At 62.1% G+C, this 14,370-nt stretch carries 12 protein-coding genes; 2 read left to right on the top strand and 10 right to left on the bottom strand.

Features of this window, described 5'->3' with window-relative positions:
• Positions 1 to 4 precede the first annotated feature (4 nt).
• Genes EN850_RS20435 through EN850_RS20410 form a run of 6 tightly spaced genes read right to left on the bottom strand, consistent with a single transcriptional unit; the run spans position 5 to position 7,144 of the window.
• Positions 5 to 964 carry an ABC transporter ATP-binding protein gene (locus tag EN850_RS20435; RefSeq protein WP_127276848.1) on the bottom strand — a complete coding sequence of 320 codons (960 nt, stop codon included), beginning with the start codon at positions 962 to 964 and terminating at the stop codon, positions 5 to 7.
• The gene (locus EN850_RS20430; protein ID WP_135864645.1) at positions 961 to 1,932 is read right to left on the bottom strand and encodes an ABC transporter permease; all 972 of its coding nucleotides are present in this window, start codon (positions 1,930 to 1,932) and stop codon (positions 961 to 963) included. Before EN850_RS20430 ends, EN850_RS20435 begins: the two co-directional genes overlap by 4 nt.
• The gene (locus EN850_RS20425; protein ID WP_136092107.1) at positions 1,932 to 2,948 is read right to left on the bottom strand and encodes an ABC transporter permease; all 1,017 of its coding nucleotides are present in this window, start codon (positions 2,946 to 2,948) and stop codon (positions 1,932 to 1,934) included. Before EN850_RS20425 ends, EN850_RS20430 begins: the two co-directional genes overlap by 1 nt.
• Before the next feature lie 56 nt (positions 2,949 to 3,004).
• Complete coding sequence (locus EN850_RS20420) at positions 3,005 to 4,666, bottom strand: ABC transporter substrate-binding protein (protein WP_136092106.1); 1,662 nt, start codon at positions 4,664 to 4,666, stop codon at positions 3,005 to 3,007.
• Positions 4,667 to 4,684: 18 nt separating this feature from the next.
• Positions 4,685 to 5,590, bottom strand: coding sequence for a proline iminopeptidase-family hydrolase (locus tag EN850_RS20415; RefSeq protein WP_136092105.1), 906 nt, complete (start codon positions 5,588 to 5,590; stop codon positions 4,685 to 4,687).
• Positions 5,591 to 5,629: 39 nt separating this feature from the next.
• On the bottom strand, positions 5,630 to 7,144 hold the full coding sequence (locus EN850_RS20410) for a leucyl aminopeptidase (RefSeq protein WP_127278962.1): 1,515 nt from the start codon (positions 7,142 to 7,144) through the stop codon (positions 5,630 to 5,632).
• Between the two features lie 260 nt (positions 7,145 to 7,404).
• On the opposite strand from EN850_RS20410, the gene EN850_RS20405 reads away from it, so the two are divergent.
• Both EN850_RS20405 and EN850_RS20400 read left to right on the top strand, forming a co-directional pair.
• Positions 7,405 to 8,307, top strand: coding sequence for a LysR substrate-binding domain-containing protein (locus tag EN850_RS20405; protein WP_136092104.1), 903 nt, complete (start codon positions 7,405 to 7,407; stop codon positions 8,305 to 8,307).
• A gap of 251 nt (positions 8,308 to 8,558) precedes the next feature.
• On the top strand, positions 8,559 to 10,016 hold the full coding sequence (locus EN850_RS20400; RefSeq protein ID WP_127278964.1) for an NCS1 family nucleobase:cation symporter-1: 1,458 nt from the start codon (positions 8,559 to 8,561) through the stop codon (positions 10,014 to 10,016).
• Positions 10,017 to 10,060: 44 nt separating this feature from the next.
• On the opposite strand, the gene EN850_RS20395 is transcribed toward EN850_RS20400, so the two are convergent.
• The 4 genes from EN850_RS20395 to secG form a co-directional block, all read right to left on the bottom strand.
• On the bottom strand, positions 10,061 to 10,600 hold the full coding sequence (locus tag EN850_RS20395) for a DUF1697 domain-containing protein (protein WP_135915917.1): 540 nt from the start codon (positions 10,598 to 10,600) through the stop codon (positions 10,061 to 10,063).
• 8 nt (positions 10,601 to 10,608) lie between these two features.
• A complete protein-coding gene (locus EN850_RS20390; RefSeq protein WP_127280485.1) occupies positions 10,609 to 12,246 on the bottom strand; it encodes a CTP synthase in 1,638 nt (545 codons plus the stop codon).
• Positions 12,247 to 12,515: 269 nt separating this feature from the next.
• On the bottom strand, positions 12,516 to 13,646 hold the full coding sequence (locus EN850_RS20385; RefSeq protein WP_127280484.1) for a L,D-transpeptidase: 1,131 nt from the start codon (positions 13,644 to 13,646) through the stop codon (positions 12,516 to 12,518).
• A gap of 212 nt (positions 13,647 to 13,858) precedes the next feature.
• Positions 13,859 to 14,335: a preprotein translocase subunit SecG gene (gene secG / locus EN850_RS20380; protein ID WP_127280483.1), complete on the bottom strand. Its 477-nt coding sequence runs from the start codon at positions 14,333 to 14,335 to the stop codon at positions 13,859 to 13,861.
• Between the last annotated feature and the right edge of the window lie 35 nt (positions 14,336 to 14,370).

Here is a 14,370-nt window from a genome sequence, read left to right as displayed (position 1 = left end):
CCGCTCATACCTGCGCCACCCGAAAGCAGGCCGCAGCGTGCGTGGCGGCGCCAAGATCGGGCTTGTCGGTTAGACAAGGCTCGTACCGGACCGGACAACGCGGCCCGAAGGCGCAGCCTTGCGGCAATCGCAGCAGCGACGGCGGTGACCCGGGAATAGCCGGCAGGCGGCGGGGTTTCGCACCGGTCAGCGGCGGGATCGAACCAAGCAATGCGCGCGTATAAGGGTGTCGCGGGTCGGAAAATAACTCCGTGCGGCTGCCGCGTTCGACGATGCGGCCCGCATACATGACCATGACCCGATCGGCGAGTTCGGAGACCACGCCCATGTCATGCGTGATGAAGACGACGGCCGATTTGTGCGTCGAGCGCAGCTTGCGCACGAGATCGAGAATTCCGGCCTGCACGGTTACGTCGAGCGCGGTGGTCGGCTCATCCGCCACCAGCAGCGCCGGGTTGCAGGACAACGCCATCGCAATCACCGCCCGCTGCCGCATGCCGCCGGAGAGCTGGTGCGGGTAGCGCGACATCGCTTCGTGGGGGTTGGGAAAATTCACCTCCGCCAGCAGTTCCTCGACGCGCTCCATGGCCCTGGATTTGCTGATGTTGCGGTGGGCACGGATCTGCTCGGCGATCTGCCAGCCAATCGTGTAGACCGGCGTCAGAGCCGTCATCGGATCCTGGAAGATCATCGCGATCTCGTTGCCCCGCAGGCGCCTGAGTTCGCGCGGAGGCAGTCCGACCAGCTCGCGGCCCTTGTAGCGGATCGAGCCTTCGATGATCGCGTTGGGGTCGGTGATCAGCCCCATCACCGCCAGCAGCGACACTGTCTTGCCGGAGCCGGACTCGCCGACGACACCGAGAATTTCGCTTTCAGCGAGATCGAAGGAAACGCCATCGATCGCCCTCACCAGGCCGTCGTCGGTCCGGAAGGACACTCTAAGGTCGCGCACCGACAATATCATGATGTCCTCAGGCGCGGATCGAGAAGGATGTAGACGAAATCGACAACCGCATTGGCGATGACCACGAACATGGACGCATACATCACCGTTGCCATGATCATCGGCAGATCCAGGTTCTGCAGCGCGTCATAGGTGAGCTTGCCGATACCATGCAGCCCGAACACCACCTCGGTCAGCAGGGCCGAGCCGCCCACCAGTGCGCCGAAATCGAGGCCGAACAGGGTGACGAAGGCGATTAGCGATGTGCGCAAGGCGTGGCGCAGCAGGATACGCGTCTCCGACAGGCCCTTGGCCCGGGCCGTGCGGATATAGTCTTCCTGCATGGATTCGATGATTGCCGCGCGCAACACCCGCCCGTAGATGCCGATGTAGAGAATGGCCAGCGTGATCCAAGGTATGACCAGCGTCAGGAACCAGCCTTTCGGATCGTCGGAAAAATTCTTGTAGCCGAGCGGGGGCACCCAGGAGAACGCCCAGCTGTCGTGGTAGCGGCTCTGGGTGATCAGGTTCATCACCTCCCCCAGCCAGTAGACTGGCATGGAAATGCCGAGCAGACCCAACGCCATCAGCAGCTTGTCCAGCCAGCTGTCGCGGGTGGCGGCGGCGACGATGCCGATGGCGATGGAGACAACCACCCACAGAATCGCCGCTCCGAACACCAGCGAGAGCGTGACAGGGATCGAATCCATGACTGCCGGCACCACCTTCCAGCCACGATTGACGAAGGAGGTCAGGTCGCCAGTGACGAAGATCTTCTCCATCATTTTCACATATTGAACGTAGAGTGGCCGGTCGAAGCCGAAGCTGTGGCGCACCGCCTCCAGCACCTCGGGCGATGCATTGCGGCCGGCGATGCGCGCCGCAGGGTCGGCCCCAGGTGTCGCGAAGAAGATCAAAAAGACGATGACCGAGATGCCGAACATCACGAACAGCATCTGACCGAAACGGCGCAGGATGGCATAGATCATCAGTCGCGCCCCAGCCGAACCTTGGAGCGCGGGTCGAGCGCATCGCGCAGGCCGTCTCCGAAGACGTTGAGCGCCATGACGGAAACCGCGATCGCCAGGCCCGGTACCAGCGCCACCAATGGCCTGGTGTAAAGCAGCGCCTGGCCGTCCTGGACGATGGTGCCCCAGCTCGCGGCTGGTGGTTGCACGCCGATCGAAAGGAAGGAAAGCGCCGATTCCGTCAGCATGTTCAGTGCCATCATCAGCGGCACGAAGACGATCAGCGTGGTGGTGATGTTGGGCAGGATATCGCGCCACAAAATCCGCGGCCCCGGCACCCCCAGATTGATCGCGGCGAGCACGAACTCGCTGTGGCGCAGCGACAGGACCTGCCCGCGTATCGGGCGCGCCACATAGGGTATGTAGACGATACCGATGATGATGACCGGCAGCCACAGACTGCCGGACTCGATCTCGATCGGCCCGATCGAGATGCCTTGCGCGATGGTGACGATGGAAAGCGAAATCGCCAGGAGATAGATCGGAAACGCCCAAAGCACATCCAGCAAGCGCGACAGCACCGTGTCGGTGACGCCGCCGAAATACCCCGCGATCAATCCCGCCGCCGTGCCGAGGATCAGGGTGAAGATAGTGGCCGCACCGGAGATCAGCAGCGAACTCAGCCCGCCATAGAGCATCCGGGCCATGACATCGCGTCCCTGGCTGTCCGCGCCAAGGAAATAATTGCCGAGCCGCCAGGTCGGCCCAAGCGGCGTGTAGCCGAGCCCGAGCCCCTCTGTCGATTGTTCCATCACAGGAACGTCGGCGCCGTCGATCTGGATGACGGCGTCGAGCGTCGAGGCGAATGGGTCCGTTCCTGCCCATTTCGCGTAGAGAGGCGCGCTGAGGCAGGCGAAGACGATGAGGAGGAACACGGCCAGGGATGCCATGGCGGCCCTGTCCGTTGCCAGCTTCGCAAACGCGACGGCCCAAGGCCCTCGCGTCTTGCGCGGCATGGCGACAGCTTCGTTCGACACGGACGTGCCCCTCCGCGGTTCGTTACTTTACCCAGGCCATTACTGTACCCAGGCCGTTACTGTACCCAGGATTGGGTGATCATCCAGTTGAACTGCCGGTTGAACTTGAAATTGCCAACGCGTTTGCTGACGAAGTCGAGCCGCTTGGGCGTGAAGAGGCCGACGGCCGGCGCCTTGTCCGTGACTTGCTTGTCGATTTCAGCCCACAATTTGTCGGCGGCTTTCTGGTCGGTCACGCCGAGATCCAATGCCTTCTGCATCTTGGCGTCGATATCCTTGTCGCAGAAGCCGGCGATGTTGATTGAAGCGTCCGAGCCCTCGCGGAACGAGGCACAGCTGAACAGGATGTTCAGGAAGTCCGAAGCCGCTGGATAGTCCTTGTACCACTGGGTGACGGACATCTGCACTTTGTTGTTGGTGTTCTGGATGTAGGTGAACTGGATGTTGGACGAGATCGGCTTTACGTCGGCGACGTAGCCGATGGTGGTCAGCACGCTCTGCAGATAGACGCCGATGGACCGGGAAATGGCCGTGTCCTCGACGATGATGGTCACCTTCTGGCCCTTGGTGCCCGATTCCTCGACGAGCTGCTTTGCCTTGTCGAGGTCAGGCGCCGACCATTTGGCGCCGGGGTTCTTGGTGAAGGGGCAGTAGTCCTCGTGGCCAGGGAAATCCGGAGGCAGAACCTGGCATACCGGCGAGGCGAGCACCTTGCCGCCGAACAGCTTGACCATCGTGTTGCGGTCGATCGCATAGGCAACGGCCTGACGCGCCTTTTCGTTGTCGAACGGCGCCAGACGATTGTTGAGCGGCGCATACCACCACGCCGAAAGCGGCGAGATGTGCAACTGGTCCATGGCCTTGGTGCCGAGTTCGCCAAGGCGGTCGCTCGGCAGCGCGTCGAACATCCAGTCGGCTTCCCCATTCTGGATCGCGGTGACGGCGGCTTCCTCGGAGAGGCCGAAATCATATTGGACGACGTCGGGGTAGCCGTCGGGCTGGGCTTCCTCGCTCCACTGTTTGAAGTTGGGGTTGCGGGTCACCGTCATCCCTTTGTTGGGATCGAAGGCGGAGATCATATAGGCGCCGGTGCTGGGGATAGGCTTGGAACCCATGTCTTCCGCGGGCGTCTCCGCCGGCAGGACGACGGCGTGCGGCAAGGCAAGCTTGTAGAGAATCTCGGCGTCCGGCTTGGTCAGGTTGATGGTGATCGTGCCGGCCGCCTCGTCGCCGACAACGCCGCCTTCCAGCGTGCAGCTCTTGGTGTCGGCAAGGCATTTGTCGGCACCGACGATGCCAGCATAGAAGGTTCCGGACGTCGGTCCGGAGACCTTGAAGATGCGCTGGAAGGAAGCAACGACGTCCTTCACACCGAGATCCTTGCCGTCGGAGAACTTGATGCCCTTGCGCAGTTTGAAGGTAAACGTCTTGCCGTCATTGCTGACCTGCGGCAGCGCCTCGGCGAGATCGGGGACGATGGTGAAGCCGTCCATGCCCTCGGCCTTGCGGAAGGCGACCAGCCCGTCATAGATCGGCTGATACATCTGCCAGCCCTGGTCGGTGTAATTGATGTGCGGATCGAGCGTTCCGGCCGCCGAGCGCGCCAGCAGGCGAATGGTGCCGCCGCGATGTTCCTTGAGGTACTCGGCCTGCGCCGGAGCCAGCCACATGCCGGCCAGCAATGCCGCGGCCGATGCCGCGAGAAGCAGTTTCTTCATGTCGTAGTTCCCCTTTTCTCAGTTGTCGTTGTCGTCCAGGAAGTCTCCCACCACCCGCATGCATAGATCCTGCTCTTCGACATGCGGCATATGGCTGGAATGCTCGAATACCTGCCAGCGCGATCCTTTGATGCCGTCCTTGAAGGGCTTGACGGTTGCGGGCGTGGCTTCGTCGTAACGGCCGGAGATGATCAGCGTGGGAACATCGATAGCGGGCAATCGGTCGATGATGTTCCAGCTCTTCAGCGTTCCGATGACGTGGAATTCGTTCGGACCATTCATGAGATGATAGACGGTCGGATTGCGTGCGACCTGGGCGAAGGTTTCCGTCACCTCGGGCGGGAACGGAACGACCCGGCAGACATGCCGCTCGTAGAACACCATCGTCGCCTCTTGATAGGCCGGATCGTCCGTCGTGCCGGCCTGTTCGTGCCTTGCCAGTGTCTCCTGCACATCGCTCGGCAGGGCGGCGCGCAACCGGTTGGCCTCTTCCACCCACAGCTTCATGGAAGCCGGTGAGTTGGCGATGGTCAGCGACTTCAGACCCTTTGGCCGCGTCACCCCATATTCAGCGCCCAACATGCCGCCCCAGCTCTGTCCGAGCACGTGGAAGCCGCCGCGGATGCCGAGATGGTCGACGAGGTTTTCAAGTTCATCGATGAACAGCCTGGGCGTCCAGAAATCGGCGCCTCTGTCAGGCAGCAAGGTGGAATTGCCGCAGCCCAATTGGTCGTAGTGGATGACGGCACGGCCCGTTCGAGCAAGAAGCTTGTACGCATCGACGTAGTTGTGGGCGGCACCTGGCCCGCCATGCAGAATGACGACCGGAGCCTTGTCGGCGTCGAGTTCGCCGCTGACCCGATACCAGGTTTCGCAGTCGCCAAAGCCGGCCCGCCCTTCCCTGGTGGCGATTTCCGATGACATCCCCGCTCCATGCGTGATTGAAGACATGTTGCTTTGTCCCTAGTTCGTGACCCGGCTGGCCTGAACCCATTCTTCCAGCATCTGCACGCCGAATGCCGTGGCGCCTTGCCTGCCAAGGGGCCGATCCGCATCGGCCAGTTCCTTGCCGGCAATGTCGAGATGCACCCAGGGCCGATCCTCGGTGAAGTGACGCAGGAACGCCGCGGCGTAGGGAGCGTCACCGTCTTCCATGTCCTTGGCGTGATGCCGCAGGTCCGCAAACGGCGATTGCAGCCCCTCGTCGTAAGCCCGGTCGAGTGGCAGCTGCCAAAACCGCTCGCCGACCGCTTCTCCGGCCGCGATCATCCGCGAGGCGATGGCGTCGTCGGTGCTGAAGAGGCCGGCGAATACCGATCCGAGACCGCGCATCACCGAATAGGTCAAAGTGGCGAGGTCGACGATCACCGACGGGTTGAAGCGCGAGGCGGCATAGTAGAGGCAGTCGGCCAGGATCAGGCGTCCTTCCGCATCCGTGTCGAACACTTCCACGGTCTGACCAGACGCTGTCGTGATGATGTCGCGCGGCTTCAGCGCGGTGCCCGACGGCATATTCTCGGCGATGCCGAGCACGCCGACCACGTGCACCGGACTGCCTTGCCGGGCGAGCGCGATCAGCAGGCCGACCACGGCGGCCGCGCCGCCCATGTCGGCCTTCATATCGAACATCTGCTCGCCGCGCTTGATGCAGAGGCCGCCGGAGTCAAAACAGACACCCTTGCCGACGAAGGCCAGCGGCTGAGCGGGGGCACCCTTGCCGCGATAGCGCAGGACCGCGACGCGCGGGGGGCGCACCGAGCCTGATCCCACAGCCAGGATCGCGTTCATGCCGAGTTCCCCGAGCCTTGCCGTATCGAGTATCTCGACGTCGATGCCAGCTTCGCGCAACGGCTCCAGATGATCGTGGAAATTGTCGGGATGGAGATGGTTCGGCGGCAGGTTGACCAGAGTGCGCGCATATTCGACGCCATCCGCGATCGCATTGATCCGCGCCAGCGCCGAATTCAGCGCCGGACCGCCGGCCCCGACCAGTTGTACCCGCAGGGTCCGATCGGCCCCCGCTCCCGCGCGCCGGTTGCGCATGTCGAAACGATAGCGCCGCAGCCGCATGCCAAGCGCGACCCTTGCCAGGATTTCCGCTCCCGTCAGACCTATGCCTGCAATGGGATCCAGGACCAGGGTAGCCGCGCATTCCCCTTTGCCTTCCAGATGCGCGGCCAAGAGGCCGCCGGCACGCGTCAAGGAGAGCGCGGTGACGGCCTCGGCCTTGCCCAGGGCAAGGACAATCACGCGCCGGGCCGATACCGCTTTAGGGGCGATGACATCGATGCAAGTGCCGGATTCAGCCAGTACGGCTGCATCGGAACAGGCTCGGGAGAGTATCCCGCTCATTTCCGTGTCCAGTGCCGCCGCCCGAGGGCCAAAACCCGTCTGGGCAGTCTGCAAGATCACGACGACGGAGGTTTCCGCGGAAATCTCGTCCGCCGTTTCAAAGACCGGCACTGGCGATTGAGGCATAAGCGGGCGTTCTCCTCATTGCGGGGCTTGGGCCGAGGCGTCGCTTGCAGCTCGTGCAATGCTTCGCCCGCCACCGGTGGAAGCCGGTCAAACCGGTCGCCGCCGTTGGTGGAATGGTGCCGAAGTTCCCGAATAGCCGTTTTCGTAAGACGACTTAGTTGCTCTTGCCTCTTGGGTATCCCTGAACGGGCCAAGCGATCAAACGCCAATTTTGTCCATGTCGATTGACAAAAACTCAACTGACAATTCATGATCGGCCAATGGCCCTACCCTCACTCAACGGCATGCGCGCTTTCGAGGCCGCAGCACGTCTTGGCAGCATCAAGGATGCGGCGGAGGAGCTGCATTTGACGCCCTCGGCGATCAGCCGCCACATCCGTGCACTCGAACGCAATCTCGGTCAGGACCTGTTCGAGCGCGGCTTTCGCCAGATAACGCCGACCATCCGGGGTTCATACTATGCGCGCAGCCTCTCCGAGGCGTTCGAGGCCATCTGGCGCGCCACCGACGATGTCAGTCTCGTTGACGGCCCGAGCCGCGGCAGGACCCAGCGTGTCCGGGTCCTGTGCGTGCCCGCTGTCCTGAACCTTTGGCTGGCAGACCGGTTGCCGAATTTTCGCCGGCAGCATCCGACCGTGGATCTGGAGATCTCGACATCGGGCAAGCGTGCCAATTTCGATTTGGCCATTGTCGACGAGTTCGTCTACAAGGCCGGCCCGGCGCTGACGCTGCTGATCCCGCTGGTTCTGACGCCGGTCTGTGCACCCTCGTTGCTTGAAGGGCCGATGCCGCTACTGTCGCCCGCCGATCTGGTCAATCACCACCTGATCCACGAATGCGAGACCATGCGATGGAAGCGCTGGCTGGAGCAGGAAGGCGTTTTGGACACCACGCCGAAATCCAGCACGACGCTGGATGACTGCACGCTGATCATGCGCGAGGCCATCAATGGCGCTGGAATAGCGCTTGCCGACACGATGATGGCGCAGGATTTGCTTCAGCAAGGCAAGCTGGTCGCCCCATTCGGCGCCCGCCATACCTATCCGGCCGGCATCTACCTGCATCAGCGCCGCAGTATCGGCAACAAGCCGGGTACCGGCATGTTTCAGGACTGGCTGCTTTCCGAAGTCGAGGACCACAAGCGGGTGATGGCCATCGCCTAGGCTGCCGCTCTTGCCGGCAGAAGTTGGCAGGGCGGATTCATCCAGCCTGACGCGGTGGATCGAAAATTCGAATCGACAGACGGGCGCTTTTCCAAAGCGGCTCACCATTACCGTCTGTCGATAATCGCGGTTCGCATTGAATATCTTTAAGGCCAAAGCCGGCAAATCGGTTGCTTGTCGGTTCCCCTGCGTCAGGCGTAACCTCTGCGGTCAACGCGTGAGGGCGCGTGCTGCAAGAAGGGGATATTGCAATGACGATACAAGGCGCATCGCCTGACCTTTATAATGAAGATCTCGCTCCCGCCAAGGTTCGAAACTGGGGACCATTCTCGATCTTCAATGTCTGGACCTCGGACGTCCATAGCCTGTGGGGCTACTACCTCGCCGCCAGCCTTTTTCTGTTCTGCGGCGGCTTCGTCAATTTCATCATCGCCATCGGCATCGGCTCGCTGATCATCTACGCATTGATGAACATGGTTGGCTATGCCGGTGTGAAGACCGGTGTGCCCTACCCCGTGCTGGCTCGAGCCTCCTTCGGCATCTGGGGCGCCAACATTCCGGCACTGGTGCGCGCCATTGTCGCCTGCTTCTGGTACGGCGCGCAGACCGCCGCCGCCTCCGGCGCCATCGTCGCATTGCTCATCCGCTCGCAATGGTTCGCCGATTTCAACGCCAACACCCATTTCCTCGGCCATTCCGGCCTGGAGGTGATCTGCTTCGTGATCATATGGGCCCTGCAACTGCTGATCATCCAGAAAGGCATGGAAACGGTGCGCCGCTTCCAGGATTGGGCAGGACCCGCCGTCTGGGTGATGATGCTGCTCCTGGCCATTTATCTGTGCGTCAAATCCGGAACCTTCGCCTTCACCAGCGACATCCCGATGGACGTGCTTCTGGAGAAGACCAGGGATGCCGGCGTGCCTGGAACGCCGGGCTCGTGGACGTCGCTGTTCGCGGTGGCCGCGATCTGGGTGACGTATTTTTCGGCGCTCTATCTCAATTTCTGCGATTTCGCCCGCTATGCCCCCGATCAGGCAGCGCTGCGCAAGGGCAATATCTGGGGCCTGCCGGTCAACCTCATCCTGTTCTCGCTGGTCGCCGGCGTCACCACCATCGCCGCCTACGACGTCTATCATGAAGTGCTGCTGCATCCCGACCAGATCTCGGCCAAGTTCGACAGCTGGTTCCTGGCTGCCCTTGCGGCCTTGACCTTCGCGGTGGCGACCTTGGGTATCAACGTGGTGGCCAACTTCGTCTCACCCGCGTTCGACTTCTCCAACGTCTTCCCGCGTCAGATCGACTTCAAGAAGGGTGGCTACATCGCCGCGCTGATTGCGCTCGTACTCTATCCCTTCGCGCCGTGGGAAGGCAGCGCCGCCTCCTTCGTCAACATCATCGGCGCGACGATGGGACCGATCTTCGGCGTCATGATGGTCGATTACTACCTGATCCGGAAGGGCGAGGTCGACGTCGAGGCACTCTACCGCGAGGACGGCGAATTCCGCTTCCAGGGCGGCTGGCACGTCAATGCCTTCATCGCCGCCGGGATCGGCGCCGTCTTCTCCTCGATCCTGCCGAACTTCACCAACTGGCTGCCGTCCTGGTGGGGCGTCTATGGCTGGTTCTTCGGCGTGGCGATCGCCGGCGTCATCTACTACGTGCTGCGCACCGCGGCCGTGGGCGCAGGCGCCAAGACAGCGAAGGCTTGAAGTAGGGCTTAGGCAGTGGGCGGTAGGGCCTAGGGAACTACTGCCTACTGCCTAACCATCTCGGCCAGCTTGCGCACAGTATTCCAGTTGCGCGAGGTGCCAATGCCGAGGCGCCTGTGATTGGCGGCCGCAAGCAGGCGCGAGCTTGGCCTCTCGCGCGAAAACACAAGCCATATGTCGCCACCGACCAGAAGCACCTTTTCGTCCCCGGCGGCACGGGTCTGAAGACCCGATATGGCATCTTCGGCCACGGGTTTGCGCATTACACGCACCGCGACCTGGTCGCCGGCTTCAACCGAGTCAGCCGGGAATGGATTGCTGGTTGCGAGTCTCAGCCAATCCTCGGCGCTGCGGACAATGATGTCGACGTGGCGGCCAAAGGCCTTTTCGAAGGCGACCTCAAGGCGTGTCTCAAGCGTGGCGACCGAAATCTTTTCACTCTCGAACACCAGGTTGCCGGTCGCCACCAAGGTGCGGACATTCTTTAGGCCGATGCCTTCCGCCATCGCCTTGAGGTCGGACATGACGACCCGCCGCCCCTCTCCCAGGATGATGCTGTAGAGGAGCGCGACATAGGTCCGCATGGAATCAGTCAGACCAGCCGGCTCTGCTCCACCGCCGCCTCGATGAAGCTGGCGAACAGCGGATGCGGATCGAGCGGCCGGCTCTTCAGCTCGGGGTGATACTGCACGCCGATGAACCAGGGATGGTCGGGATACTCGACCGTCTCAGGCAACACGCCGTCAGGCGACATGCCGGCAAAGACCAGCCCGCAATCCTCAAGGCGCTGCTTGTAGTCGATATTGACCTCGTAGCGGTGCCGGTGACGTTCGGAAATCTGGGTGTCGCCATAGATGTCGGCGATCTTCGAGCCCTTGGCGAGTTCGGCCTGATAGGCGCCGAGCCGCATGGTGCCGCCGAGATCGCCGGTCGCCCGGCGCTTTTCCAACATGTTGCCCTTCAGCCATTCGGTCATCAAACCAACGACCGGTTCCTTGGTCGGGCCGAACTCGGTCGAGGAGGCATGTTCGACGCCGGCCAGGGATCGCGCCGCCTCGATGCAGGCCATCTGCATGCCGAAGCAGATGCCGAAATATGGCACCTTGCGCTCACGCGCGAATTTCGCCGCCAGGATCTTGCCCTCCGAGCCGCGTTCGCCGAAGCCGCCGGGCACCAGGATACCGTGCACCTTCTCAAGCCAAGGCGCCGGGTCTTCCTTTTCGAAGATTTCCGATTCGATCCAGTCGAGCTTGACCTTGACGTGGTTGGCCAACCCGCCATGCGAGAGCGCCTCGATCAGCGATTTGTAGGCATCCTTGAGGCCGGTATACTTGCCGACGATGGCGATGGTGACCTCGCCCTCCGGATTGTGGATGCGGTTGGAGACAGCCTGCCACGGTTCCATGCGCGGCTTGGGCGCCGGGTCGATGCCGAAGGCGGCCAGCACTTCCGAATCGAGACCTTCCTTGTGGTAGGCCATAGGCACGTCGTAGATGTGCGGCACGTCGAGCGCCTGGATGACGGCGCTCTCCCGGACATTGCAGAACAGCGACAGCTTGCGGCGCTCTTCCTTGGGGATGGCGCGGTCGGCGCGCACCAGAAGTATGTCGGGCGCAATGCCAATGCCGCGCAATTCCTTGACCGAATGCTGGGTCGGCTTGGTCTTCAGCTCACCTGCTGTCGGGATATAGGGCATCAAGGTCAGATGCACGTAGACGGCATTGTTGCGCGGCAGATCGTTGCCGAGCTGGCGGATTGCCTCGAGAAACGGCATCGCCTCGATGTCGCCGACCGTGCCGCCGATCTCGCACAGCACGAAATCATAGTCGTCATTGCCGTCGAGGACGAAGTTCTTGATCTCGTCGGTAACGTGCGGGATGACCTGCACGGTCGCGCCGAGATAGTCGCCACGCCGCTCGCGCTCGATGATGTTCTTATAGATACGCCCGGTCGTGATGTTGTCCTGCTGATTGGCGGAACGGCCGGTGAAGCGCTCGTAATGACCAAGATCGAGATCGGTTTCGGCACCGTCATCGGTGACGAACACCTCGCCATGCTGGTACGGCGACATCGTGCCGGGGTCGACATTGAGGTAGGGATCGAGTTTTTTGATGCGAGCGCGATAGCCTCGCGCCTGCAGGAGAGCCCCAAGGGCCGCTGCGGCAATGCCTTTTCCAAGTGAGGAAACCACGCCGCCTGTGATGAATACATATCGCGCCATGGGAGTCATCGCTTAACGCGGCCGGATTGATTCCGCCAGAGAAAAAACCGCCGCGAAGGCTTTTTCCCAAGAAGGCGCTCGGACCATGATCCCTAAAATGGAATCCGGTTTTTTGGACAGGATCACGACCAAAACGGGTTTTGATCGAGACCTTCCGTCCGGAATTGGCGTAAAAACAAAGACTTAGAGCAGGTGGGCGATTCTATCAAACGTTGAACCGCTCCAAGCAAAACAAAAGGGCCGGCTGAGCCGGCCCTTTCGGCATGATGATGGAAACGTCAGATGATGACGACCTTGGTGCCGACCCGGACGCGGCTGTAGAGATCCATGACGTGCTCGTTCATCATACGGAAGCAGCCATTGGAGGCGCTGGTGCCGATAGACTGCGGCGCGATGGTGCCGTGAATACGCAGATGCGTGTCCTTCTTGCCGTCATAGAGATAAATGGCGCGGGCACCGAGCGGGTTCTGTCCGCCGCCGGCCATGCCATCCTTGTACTGGCCGTAGTGCTTTGGCTCGCGCTTCTGCATGTCGAGTGTCGGGATCCAGCGCGGCCATTCCTGCTTGTCGCCGACCGCGACCGTGCCCTTGAACTGCAGGCCTTCGCGGCCGACCGCGATGGCATAGCGACGCGCGGTCGTGGACGATTCGACGAGATAGAGCCGGCGAGCGCTGGTGTCGATGACGATCGTGCCGGCATCATAGCCCGTAAATTCCACGTCCTGAGGCACGAATTCCGGCTTCACCTTGAACGGCTTCTTGGCGTTTCTCTGGGCAAGTGCCGAATCGAGCGCGCGGGTCTCGGGCAGATAGCTGATCGATGAGCCCGATGAAGTTCCACCGAACAGGCCGGCGAACAGGCCGCCACTCGACTGCTTCTGGCCGCCGACGACCTCGCTGCGCAGTTCGCCATTGTTGCCGGTCAAAGCGACATTCATCGCTTCGGCCGGGATAGGCTCAGCCGATTGGATCGGCGTGACGGGTTCAATCGGCTCGATGATCTTGGTGGTCTTCTTGGCTGTGTTGGCCTCGGCCACTTCAGCCGCAGGAGCGCTTTTGCCCTTCTGGGCCAGGAAGGCCTGCCGTGCGGCATCGGCCCTGGCTTTCGCCGCTTCGCGCATCGCCAGCTTCCTGGCCTCGAGCGCCTTGGCCTTGGCGTTCTCCTTGTCGGCAACGATCTTGGCCTCGATCTTCTTGATCTGGGCAAGATCGTCCGGCGTCGGGTTTTTCTTCTTCTTGAGAAGCTTCAACTGCGCCGCATCGCTTTTGGCCGCGACGGGGATGGCGTCGGTTTTCTCAAGCGACACCGGCTGTTGTGCGGCCATGTTTGCCGGCATGGCGGCGAAGGCCGGGGAACTCATGCCGATTGCGGCGCAAAGTCCCAGGAAAATGAAGCTGCGAAGCTGCATGGCGAAGATCCGATCGTTCAATGCTTGTTGCCCACGGCGTCGCCCGGCGTCCCCCAAGGACGCCGAAAATGCCGCGTGCAATCTATAGTCGAATAAGCGCGGATGCCTCAAGCGCGAGACCGCACTGCTGCCCGTCGAATCTTCGTGATCGCGCAGCATTTGCCGCGACTGTGTTCAAACGATCACAGATCGCGGTTTGGAAACGTCGAGGTTTACTGGTTCGGAACCTGGGGCGCCGCCGGCGCTGTGTTGGTGGTTCCATTGGTGGCCGGCGGCGTTGAGCCTGCGGCGGGGGCAGTGGCCGGGGCCGTTGCCGGAGGCTTTGCCGCGGCGTCGTTTCCGGATGGCGGCGTCGGCGTGGTGGTGCCGGCGGGAGCCGGGGTGGTGGTGCCAGGCAGTTGGTTGAGCACGCCCTTGCCGGCGCCGTCCGAGGTCACGGGAACCCGGTCGAGAATGTCGATCGGCTTCTCGCCGTAGCGGGCAATGATCGACAAGGTCAGCGACGTCACGAAGAACGCTGCCGCCAGGATCGCCGTCGCCCGGGTCAACGCGTTGGCCGCGCCGCGCGCCGTCATAAAGCCCGACCCGCCACCAATGCCGAGGCCGCCGCCTTCGGAACGCTGCAGCAGCACCACGCCGACAAGGGCGAGCACGACCATGAGATGGATGACGATCAGTACGGTTTGCATAGTTTATCCTGGCAAGGCCTTGCCCGGCCGCGGAC

It is taken from the genome of Mesorhizobium sp. M8A.F.Ca.ET.207.01.1.1, from assembly GCF_004794715.1.
In the GTDB taxonomy this organism is placed as follows: domain Bacteria; phylum Pseudomonadota; class Alphaproteobacteria; order Rhizobiales; family Rhizobiaceae; genus Mesorhizobium.
Note: the sequence above shows the minus strand (reverse complement) of the source record. Positions and strands in the feature narration are given on the sequence as shown.